The organism is Mesorhizobium sp. WSM4310 (assembly GCF_007003935.1).
Taxonomy (GTDB): Bacteria; Pseudomonadota; Alphaproteobacteria; order Rhizobiales; family Rhizobiaceae; genus Mesorhizobium.
Genome location: NZ_VFTA01000065.1, coordinates 1 through 17,105, shown reverse-complemented (window position 1 = coordinate 17,105; position 17,105 = coordinate 1). Strand labels below are relative to the sequence as shown.

The following is a 17,105-nucleotide window of genomic DNA, read 5'->3' as shown; positions in this document are numbered from 1 at the left end:
CCCCCCCCCCCCCCCCCCGCTCTATAGTCTTATTCGGCCTTGTCAACGCCGTCGAAGCGGTGAATGCCGAGCGGATCCATCTTGAAACCGCTGACATTGTTGCGCACGACCGCATAGACTTGGCTATGGACCAGCAGGAAGGCGGGCGCTTCCTTGGCGAAGATCACCTGCGCCTGCTCGTAGAGCTTGGTGCGCTCGGCCTGGTCGCTGGTCTTCTTGGCCTTCTGGATCAGATCCTCGAAGTCCTTGTCGCACCAGCTCGAGTAGTTCGACACGCCGATGGCGGAGCAGGCGAACAGGGTGGCGAAGAAGTTGTCCGGATCGCCATTGTCGCCGGTCCAGCCGATCTGGAAAGCGCCTGGACGGTCCTTCTTCTTGCCTTCCGAGCGATACTTGGTCCACTCGTAGTTGACGATCTCCGCCTTGACGCCGACCTTGGCCCAGTCGGCCTGGATCAGTTCGGCAGCGCGCTGGAAGTTCGGGTTGTACGGGCGAACGCGGTCGGATGCCCAGAGCTGGATTTCCTTCAGGCCGGCGTCGGCCAGCACCTTCTTGGCCGCTTCCGGATTGTAGGCGTCGGTCTTCACATCCTTGTTCCACGACCACATGGTCGGCGGGATCAGGTTTTCGGCAGGCGTGGCGCCGGCATCCTGGAACAGCGACTTGATCAGCGATTCCCGATCGATCGCCTGGTTGAGCGCATGGCGCACCTCAGGCTTGTCGAGCGGCGGGATGGTGGTGTTGTAGCTCATATAGCCGATGTTCAGGCCGGCCTGGTCCATCAGGGTCACGTCCTTGTTGGCCTTGATGGTGGCGATGTCGGCCGGGTTCGGATAGGGCGCGATGTCGCATTCCCCGGCGAGCACCTTCTGGGTGCGGGCGGTGGCGTCAGGCGTAATGGCGAAGACGAGATCGTCGATCTTTTCCTTGCCCTTGAAATAATCCGGGTGGGCCGCGTAGCGGATGACCGAATCCAGCTGGTAGTCGACGAACTGGAACGGACCTGTGCCGATCGGCTTGGTCGAGAAATCGGCCATCTTGCCGGACTTCTCCAGTTGGTCGGCATATTCCTTCGACACGATCGAGGCGAAGTCCATGCCAAGGTTGGCCAGCATCGGCGCGTTCGGCTCAGTCAGCGTCAGCTTGACGGTCAGGTCGTCGACCTTTTCCCACTTGGCGACGTATTTCGGCATGTCCATGCCGGTGTAATAGTCCCAGGTCAGGTTCGGCAGATACTTGTCGCCGTTCCAGGGGTTCGCCTTGTTGAACTGGCGATCAAAGGAGAAAACGACGTCGTCGGCGTTGAGGTCACGCGTCGGCTTGAAATAGTCGGTGGTCTGGAACTTGACGCCCGGATGCAGGTGGAAAGTGTAGACCAGGCCGTCGTCGGAAATCTCCCACTTGTCGGCAAGGCCGGGCTCGACTTCGGTGCCGCCATGCTTGAATTCGACCAGACGCGAATAGACGGTACGCGACGAGGCATCGAAGTCGTTGCCGCCGGTCGTGGTACCCGGATCAAAATTGGCAGGCGACGCTTCCGAGCAATAGACGAGCGTCTTTGCATTGGCCATGCCGCTGAGAACGCTTGCGGCCAGCAAAGCGGCCGCAAAAGCGAGTTTCTTTTTCATTGAGCACTCCCTGATGTTCTTCCAAGCCCCTCTAGCAGGCTCGCGAAGCGCGCATATAAGCACCGTTTTTCCGGCTTTGGAACACCCCGTTTGCTTACCCCTCGGGAAGCAGGAAAAAAATCCGCCGTTTTGCTAAATGGCAGAAAAAATTAGCAGTTTTTTCCACTCACGGGATTATTAACGACCGCATTTTTTTATTGATCTGACATATGGCGACATGGACGCCGCGTCCGCCCTCATCCGATCATCGATGCGGAAAGATGCCGGTTCCAAGTGTCGCCGGCGGGAAAGATTTTCGACGGCAAATCTTTCGGCGCCTTGCCGCTAGGGCAAGACTTGCACCGCCGCCGATAGAGGCAATACATAGACGGATATGCTGGCGGCACGGAGGACGTCTCTGTCAATTCGGAGGTGGGCGCGGCATAGGCGACCGAAACGGGCGAACAGGAATTGTCGAGGAGGAACGGGTGGCAAAAGCATCAAAGGCGCCGGTGAAAGCGTCGGCAAAGGCAGCCTCGAAACCAGCCGCCGCCGCCGCTGGCCAAGGTAAAGCCGGTGCCAAGACCTCGACCGCCAGCACAGGCGCAAAACCTGCCAAGACGGCACCGGCGGCCACCGCCAAGGCCGTTGCGAAGCCGGCGGCAAAAGCCGCCCCGGCAAAGACCTCAGCGACGAAAACTTCGCCGACGAAGACTCCAGCAAAGGCTTCTCCCGCAAAGGCTGGGGTAACAAAGGCCGCATCGCCAGCAAAGGCAGCGCTGCCATCGAAACCGGCGACGGCTGCCGCCAAGCGGTTGCCGAAGGCGCTCACGGAACTTGCCGCCGGCCTGCCGAAAAAGCCGTGGCTCAAGAGCTATCCAAAGAACGTGGCGGCCGAGATCGGTGCGTTGCCCTACAGTTCGATCGGCGATTTCCTGGTCGCCGCCTGCAAGCAGTTTTCCGCCCAGCCGGCCTTCACCTGCATGGACAAATCCATCAGCTATGCCGATGTCGAGCAGTTGTCGGCGGCCTTCGGTGCCTATCTGCAATCGAAGGGGCTGCAAAAGGGTGCGCGCGTCGCCATCATGATGCCTAACGTTCTGCAATATCCGGTGGCGATGATGGGCATCCTGCGCGCCGGCTATGTCGTGGTAAACATCAATCCGCTTTACACGCCGCGCGAGCTGGAGCACCAGCTCAAGGATTCCGGCGCGCAAGCCATCGTCATCCTGGAAAACTTCGCCAACACCTTGCAGGCGGTAACCGCCAGGACCGCGGTCAAGCATGTCGTGGTGGCGGCCATGGGCGACATGCTTGGCGGCCTCAAGGGCTCGATCGTCAACTTCGTCGTGCGCCGCGTGAAGAAGATGGTGCCGGCATGGTCGCTGCCCGGGCATGTCAAGTTCAACGCGGCGATGAAGGCCGGCGCCGGCCTTGGCTTCAAGCCGGCCAAGGTTGCGGCCGACGATGTCGCCTTCCTGCAATATACGGGCGGCACCACGGGCGTGTCGAAAGGCGCCACGCTGCTGCACCGCAATGTGCTTTCCAATGTCGTGCAGAACGCGCAGTGGATGGAAGACGCCTATACGATCAAGCCGAAGCCCGCGCACCCGAACTTCATCTGCGCGCTGCCGCTCTATCATATCTTCGCGCTGACGGTGAACGCGCTGATGGGCATGCAGCAAGGCGCTCGCAACGTGCTCATTCCCAATCCGCGCGATATTCCGGGCTTCGTCAAGGAACTCCAGAAGTATCCGGTCCACATCTTTCCCGGCCTCAACACGCTGTTCAACGCGCTGCTCAACAATGAGGACTTCCGCAAACTCGACTTCAAGCCGCTCGTGCTGACGCTGGGCGGCGGCATGGCGGTGCAGAAGGGCGTCGCCGAACGCTGGAAGGCGTTGACCGGCTGCCCTGTCACTGAAGGCTACGGCCTCTCGGAAACCTCGCCGGTGGCGACGGCCAACAAGTTCAGTTCCGGCGACTTCACCGGCACGATCGGCCTGCCGCTGCCGTCGACGGAAATCGCTATTCGCGACGATGACGGCAACAATTTGCCGCTCGGCGAAGTCGGCGAGATCTGCATCAGGGGACCGCAGGTGATGGCGGGCTACTGGAACCGGCCCGACGAGACCGCCAAGGTGATGACCAAGGACGGCTACTTCAAGTCCGGCGACATGGGCTTCATGGACGAGCGCGGCTACACCAAGATCGTCGACCGCAAGAAGGACATGATCCTGGTCTCGGGCTTCAACGTCTATCCGAACGAACTCGAAGAGGTCGTGGCCATGCATCCGGGCGTGCTCGAAGTCGCGGCGATCGGCGTACCGGACGAGCATTCGGGAGAAGTGCCGAAGCTGTTCATCGTCAAGAAGGATCCGGCCCTGACCGTGGAAGCCATCACCGCTTTTTGCCGCGAGAACCTGACCGGCTACAAGCGGCCCAAATATGTCGAGTTCAGGACCGAATTGCCGAAGACGCCAGTCGGCAAGATCCTGCGGCGGGCTCTGCGCGCCTGATGCACATCGCCCAAAAGTGACCTCGGTTTTGGGAGAACGACATGCACCAAAACAAAGAGCTGAAGCGCAGCGCGCTTTAGCGGGGGGCCGTCCCTCCGGCGACGAGGGACCGAGCAAGGATTTGCCAAGCCGCCGCCCGCGCCTCGACCCGGCGGAATTCATCAAGGCGAACATGCGCCTTGTGCCGGTGCCCAGGCTTGTCGAAATCCGGCTCTACACCGCCCACCCCGGCAGCGGGTTGAGACGGCTCGTCGATGCTGAAGACGATGCTGAGGCGGACGACGACGCGCCAGAGCCCCAACCGCCCTACTGGGCCTATGCATGGGCCGGCGGCGCGGTGCTGGCGCGCCACATCCTCGACAATCCGATGACCATGGCGGGCCGTCGCGTGCTGGACCTGGGGGCGGGTTCGGGCATTGTCGGCATTGCCGCCGCCAAGGCCGGCGCAAGCGAGGTGATCGCCGCCGAGATCGACCGCAACGGCGTTGCCGCCATCGGCCTCAACGCGGAAGCCAACGGCGTCGAGATCAGGATCGTCCACCAGGATATCACCACGGGTCCGCCGCCGGCCGTCGACCTCGTGCTTGCCGGCGACGTGTTCTACGGCCACGAGGTTGCCCTGCGTGTTACCCCGTTCCTCGATCGCTGCCTGGCAGCCGGTATCGAGGTGCTGGTCGGCGATCCCCGTCGCCATGACCTGCCGCTGTCCCGGCTGCGACTGCTCGCCGAATATCAGGTGCTGGATTTCGGCGACGCAAAAGACGCCGCACTGAAGCCGAGCGGCGTCTTTCGTTTCGAGACCGCACCTGCGCTGGCAGGAGCGATCAAACCGTCTCCTTGACCCGCGTCGACAGGAAGTCCGGCAGGTCGGCGACGGAATCGAGGACGACGTCGGCAATGCCGGCCAGAGATTCGCGCGTGCCGGTGCCGGACAGCACGCCCACCGCCAGGCCGCAGCCGCCGGCGCGCGCCATTTCGAGATCGTGGCGGTTGTCGCCGACCATGGCGATCTCCGCCGACTTCAGGCCGGTGAGGTCGCAAAAGGCCTGGATGGTGTCGGGCGCGGGTTTGGGATTGGCCACCGCGTCATAGCCATAGGCGGCGTCGAACAGCTGGGCGACGCCCAGCGTGACCAAGGTCTTTTCCGCGCCGCTGGTGGAATCGTTGGTGGCGACGCCAAGCCGGTAGGATCTTTTGTGCAGCACCGCCAAGGTATCGACGATGCCCGGCAGCGCCACCGCCATCGTCGAGCCCTGCACCGAGGTGATCTCGTTGAAGCGGGCGACGGCCAGCATCTGGTCTTCGTCGGACAGACGCGGGAACCACAGCTCGACGACATCCATGTTGGTGCCCGAGGCAAAGATCGAATCGGGCTTGAAGCGCCGGTTGGCGAAATCGAAGCCGGCGGCCGCAAGCAGCCTGTCGGCCTTCCAGCGGTCGCCATCGGCGGCATCCATGGCCATGAAATCGGCGACGCCGAGCCAGGTCGCGTTGAAGTCGACAAGTGTCCCGTCCTTGTCGAACAATATACCCTTGATGTCTGCCAAATCAGTCACTCCGAACCGCGCAATTGGTGGATGCGTTCCACAAGGCCCCTGGTCGAGGCGTCCCGGTTTGCGGCGCTTTCCTTGCCTTCCACGACAGGCAGCAGGCCGGTCGCCAGCTCCTTGCCGAGTTCGACGCCCCACTGGTCGAAGGAATTGATATTGAACAGCGTGCCCTCGACGAAGACGCGGTGCTCGTAGAGCGCGATCAGCCGGCCGAAGGTGCGCGGGTCGAGCTTGCGATAGAGGATGGTCACCGAAGGCCGGTTGCCGGAGAAGACACGGTGCGGCGCTATCTTGTCGACGTCTGCGGGCTTCATGCCCTTGGCCAGCATCTGCGCGCGCGCCTCGTCCAGCGTGCGGCCCTTCATCAGCGCTTCCGACTGCGCCAGGCAATTGGCGAGCAGCAGATCATGCTGGTGCTTCAGCTCCGGCTCATGGCCGACGGCCGCGGCAAGGAACTCGACCGGGATGAAGTCGGTGCCCTGGTGCAGGAGCTGGAAGAAGGCGTGCTGGCCATTGGTGCCCGGCTCGCCCCAGACCAACGGCCCGGTCGGCGTCGGCACCGGTGTGCCTTCAAGGGTGACGCCCTTGCCGTTCGATTCCATATCGAGCTGCTGCAGATAGGCCGGCAGCCGGGACAAGCGCTGGTCATAGGGGATGACCGCGCGGGCCGGATAGCCGCAGATCACGCGATGCCACCAGCCGACCAGCCCCAGAAGCGCCGGCAGGTTCCCGGCGAGCGGGGCGGTGCGGAAATGCTCGTCCATCTCGTGCGCGCCATCGAGGAAGGCGCGGAAATTCCGCGGACCGACGGCGATCATGACGGGCAGGCCAATCGCGCCCCAGACCGAATAGCGGCCGCCGACCCAGTCCCAAAAACCGAAGACGCGGTCCTGCTCGATGCCGAACTTGGCCACCAGGTCGAGCGCCGTCGAAACAGCGGCGAAATGCTTGCCGACCGCCTGCTTGCCGAGCGCCTTCTGCACCCAGTCGCGTGCCGTCTGCGCGTTGGTCATCGTCTCGACCGTGGTGAAGGTCTTGGAGGCGACGATGAACAGCGTGGTTTCGGCCTTCAGGCCCTTCAGCGTGTCATGGATATGGGCGCCGTCGATGTTGGAGACATAGTGCGCGCGCGGCCCGTCATGATATGGCGCCAGCGCCAGCGTCGCCATGGCCGGGCCGAGGTCGGAGCCGCCAATGCCGATGTTGACGATGTCGGTGATCTTCTTGCCGGTGGCGCCTAGCGCCTTGCCGGAGCGGATGGCATCGGCGAAGGCGCCCATCGCGTCGAGCACGGAAATGACGTCGGCCTTGACGTCCTGGCCGTCGACCGTGACGCCCTTGCCGCTGAGATTGCGCAGCGCCGTATGCAGCACGGCGCGGTCCTCGGTGATGTTGATCTTCTTGCCGGCGAACATGGCGGCGCGGCGGCCCTCGAGATCGGCAGCAGCGCCGAGCTTCTCCAGCAAGTCCATGGTGACGGCATCGACGGCGCATTTTGACCAGTCGAGCAAAAGGTCACCGTCGGTGGCTGAGAATGTCTGGAAACGTCGTGGATCGTCGGCGAAGGCCTGGCGCATGCTGGCAGGCGCCGCGGTGCGATGATCGCGCAAGGCGGCGAGCTGTTTCTGGAAGGCTGACTTATCCAATGGCGGGGAGCTCCTGGCGTTTTTCGACGTACTTTATCAGACCGGATGTTTCCGGCGCGTGTCGTCGCGACAAACCTATTGAGCCGAATTCCGTGCGGTCAATACGCGGCGATGCCGCATCGCATCACGATGCGATGACACAATGTGTCGATCCGGGCGGCCGCAGGGCTCCATTTCGGCTGAAGGATCACTGGCATAAATCCCAAAGATCAGAAAAATTGATTGGCGCAACCCCTTGTGCCACCCATACACTCGACTGGTCCAGCCAAATGAAAATGGCTGGCCATCCGAGGAAGATTTCCCATGCCACAGCGCAACGACACGGCCATATGGTCCGGCCTGTTCCGGATTTCGGCCGAATCCGGCCAAACCCTGCAGGCGCAGATCCGTCAGGCCATCGTGGCCGCCATTCTCGACCGTCAGATCGCCGCCTCGATGCCGCTTCCCTCCTGCCGCATCCTGGCCGAGAAGCTCGGCGTTGCACGCGGGACGGTGGTGCTGGCCTTCCAGCAGCTCGTCGACCAGGGGTTTCTGGTGGCGCGCGAGCGGCGCGGCCATTTCGTCAATCCCGACGTGCTGGCAACACCGGCCAAGCCGCACCAGAAAGCGCCCGACCAGGCCAATGAGATCGACTGGAAGGCCCGCCGGCAGATCGCCGCCAGCGATATGCCGCCGCCGGCCAAGCACGAGAACTGGATCAAGTCGTCCTATCCCTTCGTCTATGGCCAGTTCGACCCGGCGCTGTTCCCGACCGCCGAATGGCGCGAGTGCAACCGCATGGCGCTGGCGGTGCTCGAAATCCGCAACTGGGCGTCGGACATGGTCGACCGCGACGATCCGCTGCTGATCGAGCAGATCCAGGCGCGGCTCCTGCCCAGGCGCGGCATCTTCGCCAATCCCGACGAGATCATCGTCACGCTGGGCGCCCAGAACGCGCTCTACATGCTGGCTTCGCTGCTGATGACCAAGGGCTCGAAGGTGGCGATGGAAGACCCCGGCTACCCCGACGCACGCTCGATCTTCCGGCTTGCAGGCGCCGACATCCAGCCGGTGCCCGTCGACCAATCCGGCATCGTAACTTCTTCTATCCCCAACGATTCCGGCTTCGTCTTCGTCACGCCCAGCCATCATTGCCCGACCATGGTGCCATTGTCGGCCGAGCGGCGGCAGGACCTTCTGGCGCGCGCCAACCGGCACAACCAGATCATCATCGAGGACGGCTATGACAGCCAGCTTCTCGACGAGGCGCCGCAACAGGCGCTGAAGAGCCTCGATCGGTCGGGCCGCGTCGTCTATGTCGGCTCGATGTCCAAGACGCTGGCTCCGGGCCTGCGGCTCGGCTATATCGTGGCCTCTGCTGGACTAATCTCGGAGCTGAGGGCACTGCGCCGCTTCATGCTGCGCCATCCGCCGGCCAACAACCAGCGTGCCGTGGCGCTCTTCCTGTCGCTCGGCCATCACGAGGCGTTGGTGCGGCGTCTGTCCAGCGCCTTCGACGAGCGGCGCAAGCGTCTGGTCCATGCGATTTCCGCTTTCCTGCCGGAATGGCGCTCGACCGACTCGGCCGGCGGCACGTCACTCTGGCTCGAAGGCCCGCGCGGCACCGATTCCCGCGGTTTGGCCGAGGCCGCGGCCTCGCGCAGCGTCATCATCGAGCCGGGAGACCGCTTCTTCGACCGCACCGAAAAGCCTTCGCGTTTCATGCGGTTGGGCATTTCCTCGATTGCGCTGCAGCACATCGAGCCAGGCATCCGGGAACTGGCCACGGCCGCCGGACGCAGGCCCGCCGCCGCCTGATCCACGTATCCGATCCTTTGACCGGGGCCGCCCAATCGCGGCCCCGTTTCCTTTAGCGCTGGCATATGCAACCAGACCAGCTGGCTCATGGTCTGGGCCAATGCCGGCGGCATAGTCGTGGCACAAAGGGGAAGAAGCAGCCGATGGTGGACCAACCGCCGCCCTGTTTCCGAGAAAAGGTGGAGTGCCTCCATGTCAGTGGTTCTTGAAAAGCAGGAAGCGGCGGCGGATCAGCGCTCGCGCCGCTCCGGTGGACGCGAAGCGCGCCGCGCGATGCGGGCAGCGCCGCTCGCCGACGACATCAGGCCGGTGCGCGCCGGCCTCGAGGGCGGCAGCTACGGACCGTTGCGCGGCAACGACCAGGAGCGCATCCACGAGGCGGTGCTGACGCTGCTGGAGACGGTCGGTTTCGCCAATGCCATCCCCTCTTGCATCGAGGCGCTGACCAAGGCCGGCGCCACCTATGGCGATGACGGCCGTATCCGTTTCCCGCGCGCTCTGGTGCTCGATACCATCAAAAAAGCGGCACGCAATTTCACCTTGCACGGCCAGGATCCGAAACACGACATGGTGATCCAGGGCAAGCGCGTGCACTACGGCACGGCCGGCGCCGCCGTGCATCTGGTCGATGTCGAGAAGCGCGAATACCGCGAATCGCTGCTGCAGGACATCTATGACGCCGCCCGCATCGTCGACGGGCTCGACAACATCCATTTCTTCCAGCGGCCGATGGTGCCGCGCGACATTCCCGATCCGCTCGAAATGGACTTCAACACGCTCTATGCCTGCGTGACGGGTACGTCCAAGCATGTCGGCACCTCGTTCACGGTGCGCGAGAACGTGCAGCCGGCGCTGGAAATGCTCTATGCCATTGCCGGCGGCGAGGAGAATTTCCGCGCCCGGCCGTTCGTGTCGAACTCCAACTGCTTTGTCGTGCCGCCGATGAAATTCGCCGAGGACGCCTGCGGCGTGCTCGAGGCCTGCGTCGAAGGCGGCATCCCGATCCTGCTTTTGTCGGCCGGCCAGGCCGGTGCAACCGCTCCGGCGGCGATTGCCGGTGCCGTGGTGCAGGCCGTGGCCGAAGTGCTGGCCGGCCTGGTCTATGTCAACACCATCAAACCGGGGCATCCGGCAATCTTCGGCACCTGGCCGTTCGTGTCGGACCTGCGGACCGGCGCCATGTCGGGCGGCTCGGCCGAACAGGCGGTGCTGACCGCGGCCTGCGCGCAGATGGCGCAGTTCTACGACCTGCCGGGCGGTTCGGCCGCCGGCATGACAGATTCGAAACTGCCCGACATTCAGTCCGGCTACGAAAAGGGCATCACCGACGTGATGGCCGGCCTTGCCGGGCTCAACCTCGTCTATGAATCTGCCGGCATGCATGCCTCGTTGCTCGGCTTCTGCCTGGAAAGCCTGATCATCGACAATGACATGCTCGGCCATTGCCTGCGCTGCGTGCGCGGCATCGAGGTGACCGACGAAGCGCTGTCGATCGATACCATCGCCGAAGTCTGCCTGAATGGGCCGGGCCACTATCTCGGCAACGAGCAGACGCTGCGGCTGATGCAGACGGAGTATTTCTACCCGGCCGTCGGCGACCGGTTTTCACCGAAGGAATGGAACGAGAAGGGCCGTCCCGACATATTGCAGCGCGCGATCATCGAGAAGAAGCGCATCCTGGCCGAGCGTTTCCCGCGCCACGTCGCAAAACTGCTCGACGACAAACTGCGCGCCCGCTTCGGCGACATGATCAAGCTGCCGCGCGCCAATATGGGTGGATAGCCGGTTTGCTGACCGGCATCACCGCCTGAACATCAATGCCCTAGAGCGTTTCACCGTTTCATGGAAACGGCGAACCGCTCTAACTCTTTGTTTTGACGCAATTCCGGACGGAAAACCGCTCACACTTTTCCTGGAATTGCTCTAGGCTAGTCGGCGCCCAGCCCGTAGCGCTCGACGACCTCTGCATTGATCAGCTTGGCGTGCAGGGCCATCAGCACGATCTGGGCGTCGAAACTGTCGCCGGCTTCCACCGCGGCCTCGATCCGGCGTTCGACGTCCTGCCGCTGCTGCAAGCCATGCGCGCTTTCGAAGGTTTCCGGACCGGCGATGCAATAGCTGAACAGCCGCGCCACGTCCGGATAGGCCTGTGGCGGCGGCTCGTCGGGCCAGCGATCCTTCATCAGATTGACGATGGTGAGCTTCACGCCCTCCGGCACGAGGGCGGGATGCAGGTCGGCGCCGCGCAATGCCGCGTCGAGCTGCCTCAGGTCGCCCGAGCGGCCGAACATGCCGAGAAAGCCGAGGGAAGAGCGCCGTGCCGCCATGATCATCCAATCCGTTTCCAACCACTTAGGTGGTTGGCCAAAGGAATACAAAGTCAGCGAACGGCACGAGCCAAACTTACGGCGCAGTTGAGATCGCTCCGCCTATATCGCGCCGGTGGCGAAGCCATAGAGCACCCCGAGCACCGAGCAGACTGCCAACACCGGCAGCATGCCAACCTTGAAGCGGAATACGGCCAGCAATGCGCCAATCGTCAGGACCAGCGAAGGGATGTTGATTGAACTCAGCACCGGCACGTCGACGTTCATGCCGAATCCTTGCCTTTCATGCAGCTCGCGAAACAGCACGTGGAGCCCAAACCACACAGCCAGGTTCAGGATCACCCCGACGACAGCAGCGGTGATCGTCGCGAGCGCGGCGGACAAAGCCTTGTTGCTTCGCAAGTTCTCGATGTAGGGGGCGCCGAGAAAGATCCAGAGAAAGCACGGCGTAAAGGTGACCCATGTCGTCAACAGCCCACCCAGGGTCCCGGCAACGAGCGGATGAAGCGTGCCAGGCGCGCGAAACGCACCCATGAAACCGACGAACTGCGTGACCATGATCAACGGGCCAGGCGTGGTCTCGGCCATGCCGAGACCATCGAGCATCTCGCCAGGCTTGAGCCAGCCATAGGTCGTTACGGCCTGCTGCGCGACATAGGCGAGCACCGCATAGGCGCCACCGAAGGTCACCACTGCCATTTTCGAAAAGAAGATGGCTATGTCGGTAAAGACATTCCCGGGCCCGAACAAGGCCAACAGGCCGAGGACGGGCGTGAACCATAGCACCAGAAACACGGCGGCGATTTTGAGCGACCAGCCAAGGGTCGGCCTCGCATGAGCCGGTGTGTCTTCGCCCAGAGCTGTATCGGCATCGGCAACCTGCTTGCCGCCGACCTTGCCATGCCCGTTGCCGGCCATGAACGGCGCCAATCCGGCCCGACCGCCGATATACCCAATCACTGCGGCTGTGAGGATGATCAGCGGAAATGGCAGGCGGAAGAAGAAGATCGCGACAAAGGCGGCGGCGGCCAGCGCCACCATGACGTTGTTCCTAAGGGCCCGCTTGCCGATCCGCACCACAGCCTCAAGCACGACGGCCAGCACGGCGGCTTTCAATCCGAAGAACAGAGCCTGGACCGCGCCGACATTGCCGAAGATGGCATAGATCCAGCTCAGTGCCATGATGGCGACGACGCCCGGCAGCACGAACAGGCTACCAGCGACGAGCCCGCCTTTGGTCTTGTGCAGCAGCCAGCCGATATAGATCGCGAGTTGCTGAGCCTCGGGGCCTGGCAGCAGCATGCAGTAGTTCAGCGCATGCAGGAACCGCGTCTCGCCGATCCAGCGTTTCTCCTCGACGAGGATACGGTGCATCACTGCAATCTGCCCCGCCGGGCCGCCAAAGCTCAGTGCCGCGACCCGCGCCCAAACGCGGACGGCTTCGCCGAACGGAATGCCATGAGCCGGCGTTCCGGAAGGTCCTGCCGGCGTCGCCTTGATGCTCTCGGCCTTGTTCATCGGCTCGTCCCCGTTTGTTACCCGCGCTTGTTGCGGAAATATTGATAGAGATTGTCGAAGACGGGAGCGCCCTGGGCGACGCGTTGCTCGTCATCCTGATTGGCCATGGCGATCCCAGCGATCAGACTGGCAATGCCTGTTGCCTCTTCGCGTGCGAACTTGGCGTCCTTCAGATCGATATCGTGGACGATCTCCCCGATCGCCTGCAGTGCAGGATCAGTGAGACCCGCGCGAGCCAGTAACACTTCGAAGCTGCAACGATCACCCTCGTGCGTGAACTCGCCTTCGAACATGTCGAAACGCAGCTCCCCCGGGTTCGGGACGTAACCTTTGCCCGACACGAAACGGATCACAGCCGCTGGATCGATAAATCGACTGATCAGCCAACTGCAGGCTATGCGATCGACGTAGACACCTTCGCGCGTGACCCAGGTCCGCCCCTTGAGATCGGCAAGCGTCCCTGCATCGGTGTTGGCCGGCCCTTCGGTCATTTTCTTGTCCTCCGTCAGTTGGGCCTCCACTCCCGCAATCAGGCCCTCCACCGGCAGGCGACTATTGGCGCCGAAGAAATCGATGGTGACGACATCCTTGAGCCTTTTGCGCAGGCGGCCAATCTGCGTCCGTGCCTCGGCCCGTTCCTCCAGCGTGATGGCCGTTTCGAGCTTCGCGGCAAGCGATCTGGTATCCCTGGCAATCTCCTCGTAGTCGGCATCTCTCGCAGTATCGAACAGCGCCCGTGCCTGAGGATCCGACAGACCATCTACAAGGCGCGCTTCGCAGACCATGGCCTCGCCGCCGCCCTCGACGATCTCTTTCAGAAGCCATTCGAAATCCTCTTGCGTCTCGGCATTCGAGGGCAGCGCGTAGACCGTGCTCTTTACGGCCACCGCCCCAATACCTTGCAGTCGCCGCCAGATCTTGACCCTGAAATAAGCCGGCTTGCTGGGCAGCTGGTGGATCAGGAGCAGCCAACGCTGCTCCGCTGATATTCCGCCTTCATTCATAGGGATACCGTATCATCAGATATCGAAAAAGCAACACTTGTATCATTTTAGATTCGGGCGTAGCGTTCGCCTCCTCACTGACGTTGCGCACCGCCGAGCGAGGATATGATGCAGCACCAGATCATGCCGTTGCCTTTCAAGCCGCCCCGTCTTGACGGGCTTTCTGAACGGCTATTGGCAAGTCACTACGAAAACAATTACGGCGGCGCGGTCCGGCGTCTGAACGCAATCGAGCGTCGCCTCGATGGGCTCGATTGGGGAGCGGCGCCGGTATTCGAGATCAACGGGTTGAAACGGGAGGAGTTGGTCGCGGCCAACTCGGCGATCCTGCATGAGATCTATTTCGACGGCCTTGGCGGTTCGGGAGATGCGGCAGGCGATCTGGCCGCCACCTTGGAGCGCGACTTTGGCAGCGTTGCTGCCTGGCGCACCCAGTTCACGGCTTGCGCCAAGGCTCAAGCCGGCGGCTCGGGCTGGACGCTGCTCACCTGGTCCGAGCGCCATGGCCGGCTGACGATCCAATGGGCTGCGGATCACACCAACTGTCTGGCTGGCGGTATGCCAATCCTGGCGCTCGACATGTACGAGCATGCCTATCATCTCGATTTCGGCGCCAGGGCGGGCGCCTATGTCGACGCCTTCATGAAGAACATCCATTGGGGGCGAGTCGGCGAGCGCTACGGGCGTGTGGCCAGGAAGCAAGGCGGCGCGACCAATGCCGCTGCAAACGATCATGTAGTCGCCCCGGAGAATTTGCGCGGCTATATCGAGCGCCATGAGGATATCGTCGTGCTTGACGTCTGCCTCGCCGAAGATCTGGCGAAACGCAGCGACATGCTGCCAGGCGCGTTGATCCGCGCTCCAGAGACGATCGCCGATTGGGCCGGCGAGCTACCCAAGGACAAACCGATCGTCGTCTACTGCGTCTATGGCTTTCAGGTCAGCGGCGATGCCGTCGCCGAACTTCGCCGTCGCGGCTTCAATGCACTGACGCTCTCCGGCGGCATCGCCGCTTGGCACGCCATAGGCGCGCCAACGGTCCCGCTCACACTCACCGAAGGGAGATAAAGTCATGAAATGGGTCACGCGCGAACGTCCGGTTATCGACCGCATTGCCTGTCCCTGGCTGATTGCCCGCTTCATCGACAAGGAACCGGAATTTCTGTTCGTGCCGCCCGCCGAAGTGATGCGGGTTGCCAAGGAGACCGGGGCAACACCCTACGATGTGCCAGGCGTCGAATTCACGCATGTTGGCGAAGGCTGCAGCTTCGACACCTTCGTCTCGAAATACGGCCTCGATCGCGATGCTGCGATCGTTACGATCTCCGCGATCGTGCGCGGCGCCGACACTGATCGACATGACCTCACCCCACAATCGGCTGGACTGCTGGCGATTTCCATGGGTTTGCGGGACGTGACGCCCGATGACCATGAGGTGCTGAAGCACGGCTTTGTCATCTACGACGCGCTCTACGCCTGGGCCTCACGGCGCAAGTCAGAGACGCATAGCTGGCCGCCAGCAACGAAGCCGACTGCGGCTTAAGGAGGCCGCCCCGGAAGCCTGCGAGTTGAAACTCTGCTTGTGGGTCGGAATGAGGCGGAGTTCACGACCTATCGCCATCGGGGGGCAACAACCCGGAGAACGTCATGTGCGTTGGACCAAGTCGATGTCAGGAAGAGTTGAGGGCCTCGCGCCCACAGTCACTGGGTCATCCTGTGACCACCTTGCTGCATATTGGCCTTTTGACCAAGCGTTATGCGCCAGCCGGGGTCCCTCGACTGGCCGGGCCGCTGCTCGGTGGACAGCGATGACAGGCGATATTCTTTGTCCCTGAAGGGATCGCTTGACCAGCGGGGAGTTATTAGTGGTCACAGGTCTTCGCGAAACCAACGAGCAGAGCAAAACCGGGGAGCGGCCGCCGACGGTCTACCTTTATGCCGCACGCGCGCTCCGCGACTTCGGGGACGGGTTCGTGGCCGTGCTGTTGCCGGTTTACCTGGCGATGCTCGGGCTTGGCGCATTCGAGATCGGTGTGGTCGCCACGCTTGCCCTCCTGGGATCAGCCTTGATCACTCTTGGTATCGGGTTTCTTGGTGTCCGAACCAATCTACGTCGATTGTTGATCGGAGCGGCGGCCTTGATGACCGCGACCGGCCTCTTATTCGCGTCTTCCAGCACGACGGCTGTTGTTATGCTGGTCGCCTTCGTTGGAACGATCAATCCGTCCGCGGGCAGCGTCAGCATTTTTGTACCGCTCGAACATGCGGTTCTTGCAGGTTTGGTGTCGGACAAAACCCGCACGAGGATGTTTGCGCGCTACGGCCTTATCGGGGCGCTCGCTGCAGCGGCAGGTGCACTCGCTTCGGCCAGTCCCGATCTTCTGAGCGATTTCGGAGTGACCCGCCTCACGGCCCTCAGGGCGATGTTCGTATTTTACGCGCTTCTCGGCGTCGTGGGCGTCGGGCTCTATCTGCGCGTTCCCGTCGAAACGAAGAAGATGGAAGGCAAGCCGGCGGCTGCGCTCGGGCAGTCTCGCGGTATCGTCTACAAGATGGCGGCCTTGTTCAGCATCGACGCTTTTGCCGGAGGATTTGCCGTGCAGTCGCTTGTCGCTCTCTGGCTGTTCGATAAGTTCGGGCTATCGCTTTCGGCCGCGGGATTGTTCTTCTTCTGCACTGGACTACTTTCCGCCTTCTCACTGCCGGCGGCGGCGCGACTGTCCGAGCGCTTCGGCCTCATCAACACCATGGTGTTCACGCATGCCCCTTCGAGCGTTTGCCTGATCCTGGCGGCGATCGTGCCAAATCTCCAGCTGGCGCTCTCGCTGCTGCTGATACGCGCCGCGCTCTCCCAAATGGATGTACCGACGCGATCCTCCTACGTGATGGCAGTCGTCACACCACCGGAACGGCCGGCGGCCGCAAGTGTGACCTCAGTTCCGAGAAGCCTCGCGGCGGCCGCAAGCCCAGCCATTGCCGGCGCGCTCTTCGAAGCCGGCTACGAGGCATGGCCTTTGATCATCTGCGGCGTCCTCAAGATCATCTATGATTTTGCCCTGCTTTGGAGCCTTCGGCACATCAAGCCGCCGGAGGAGCAGTAAGACAAATGCTTGAAATGTGCTCGAAGACGGCATCGA

General features: G+C 62.6%; 14 protein-coding genes. 7 read left to right on the top strand and 7 right to left on the bottom strand.

Going from position 1 to position 17,105, the window contains the following annotated elements; genetic code table 11:
- Positions 1-29: 29 nt before the first annotated feature.
- Positions 30-1,628: an ABC transporter substrate-binding protein gene (locus FJV80_RS33600; RefSeq protein ID WP_038651939.1), complete on the bottom strand. Its 1,599-nt coding sequence runs from the start codon at positions 1,626-1,628 to the stop codon at positions 30-32.
- Positions 1,629-2,028: 400 nt separating this feature from the next.
- A complete protein-coding gene (locus tag FJV80_RS35505) occupies positions 2,029-2,439 on the bottom strand; it encodes a hypothetical protein (protein ID WP_246689108.1) in 411 nt (136 codons plus the stop codon).
- Between FJV80_RS35505 and FJV80_RS33595 the strand changes: the two genes are divergently transcribed.
- Entirely contained in the window at positions 2,423-4,126 is a 1,704-nt protein-coding gene (locus tag FJV80_RS33595; RefSeq protein WP_246689107.1) for a long-chain fatty acid--CoA ligase, read from the top strand. The two genes, FJV80_RS35505 and FJV80_RS33595, sit on opposite strands and share 17 nt — an antisense overlap.
- A 16-nt stretch (positions 4,127-4,142) precedes the next feature.
- Complete coding sequence (locus FJV80_RS33590; RefSeq protein ID WP_185975304.1) at positions 4,143-4,967, top strand: methyltransferase; 825 nt, start codon at positions 4,143-4,145, stop codon at positions 4,965-4,967.
- Here the strand turns inward: FJV80_RS33590 and FJV80_RS33585 are convergent.
- Together FJV80_RS33585 and pgi are read right to left on the bottom strand one after the other, a co-directional pair.
- Positions 4,951-5,673, bottom strand: a complete 723-nt coding sequence (locus tag FJV80_RS33585; protein WP_095771741.1) for an HAD family hydrolase — start codon at positions 5,671-5,673, stop codon at positions 4,951-4,953. The genes FJV80_RS33590 and FJV80_RS33585 overlap by 17 nt on opposite strands.
- A gap of 5 nt (positions 5,674-5,678) precedes the next feature.
- Positions 5,679-7,322: a glucose-6-phosphate isomerase gene (gene pgi / locus FJV80_RS33580; protein ID WP_142878437.1), complete on the bottom strand. Its 1,644-nt coding sequence runs from the start codon at positions 7,320-7,322 to the stop codon at positions 5,679-5,681.
- Positions 7,323-7,625: 303 nt separating this feature from the next.
- Here pgi and FJV80_RS33575 point away from each other — a divergent pair, with 303 nt between their 5' ends.
- Positions 7,626-9,119, top strand: coding sequence for a PLP-dependent aminotransferase family protein (locus tag FJV80_RS33575; RefSeq protein WP_010913204.1), 1,494 nt, complete (start codon positions 7,626-7,628; stop codon positions 9,117-9,119).
- 192 nt (positions 9,120-9,311) lie between these two features.
- A complete protein-coding gene (locus FJV80_RS33570; RefSeq protein ID WP_095791956.1) occupies positions 9,312-10,901 on the top strand; it encodes a trimethylamine methyltransferase family protein in 1,590 nt (529 codons plus the stop codon).
- A 146-nt stretch (positions 10,902-11,047) separates the two neighbouring features.
- On the opposite strand, the gene FJV80_RS33565 is transcribed toward FJV80_RS33570, so the two are convergent.
- The 3 genes from FJV80_RS33565 to FJV80_RS33555 all read right to left on the bottom strand — a co-directional run bounded on the left by FJV80_RS33565 (position 11,048) and on the right by FJV80_RS33555 (position 13,968).
- Positions 11,048-11,446: a hypothetical protein gene (locus FJV80_RS33565; protein WP_095771958.1), complete on the bottom strand. Its 399-nt coding sequence runs from the start codon at positions 11,444-11,446 to the stop codon at positions 11,048-11,050.
- Positions 11,447-11,548: 102 nt separating this feature from the next.
- Entirely contained in the window at positions 11,549-12,964 is a 1,416-nt protein-coding gene (gene chrA, locus FJV80_RS33560; protein WP_142878436.1) for a chromate efflux transporter, read from the bottom strand.
- Between the two features lie 17 nt (positions 12,965-12,981).
- Positions 12,982-13,968: a chromate resistance protein ChrB domain-containing protein gene (locus FJV80_RS33555; RefSeq protein WP_185975303.1), complete on the bottom strand. Its 987-nt coding sequence runs from the start codon at positions 13,966-13,968 to the stop codon at positions 12,982-12,984.
- Positions 13,969-14,073: 105 nt separating this feature from the next.
- Between FJV80_RS33555 and FJV80_RS33550 the strand changes: the two genes are divergently transcribed.
- The 3 genes from FJV80_RS33550 (at position 14,074) to FJV80_RS33540 (ending at position 17,069) form a co-directional block, all read left to right on the top strand.
- Entirely contained in the window at positions 14,074-15,036 is a 963-nt protein-coding gene (locus FJV80_RS33550) for a Fe-Mn family superoxide dismutase (RefSeq protein WP_246689106.1), read from the top strand.
- 4 nt (positions 15,037-15,040) lie between these two features.
- Positions 15,041-15,511 carry a chromate resistance protein ChrB domain-containing protein gene (locus FJV80_RS33545; RefSeq protein ID WP_142878434.1) on the top strand — a complete coding sequence of 157 codons (471 nt, stop codon included), beginning with the start codon at positions 15,041-15,043 and terminating at the stop codon, positions 15,509-15,511.
- A 301-nt stretch (positions 15,512-15,812) separates the two neighbouring features.
- The gene (locus FJV80_RS33540) at positions 15,813-17,069 is read left to right on the top strand and encodes an MFS transporter (RefSeq protein WP_348644010.1); all 1,257 of its coding nucleotides are present in this window, start codon (positions 15,813-15,815) and stop codon (positions 17,067-17,069) included.
- Positions 17,070-17,105: the final 36 nt, after the last annotated feature.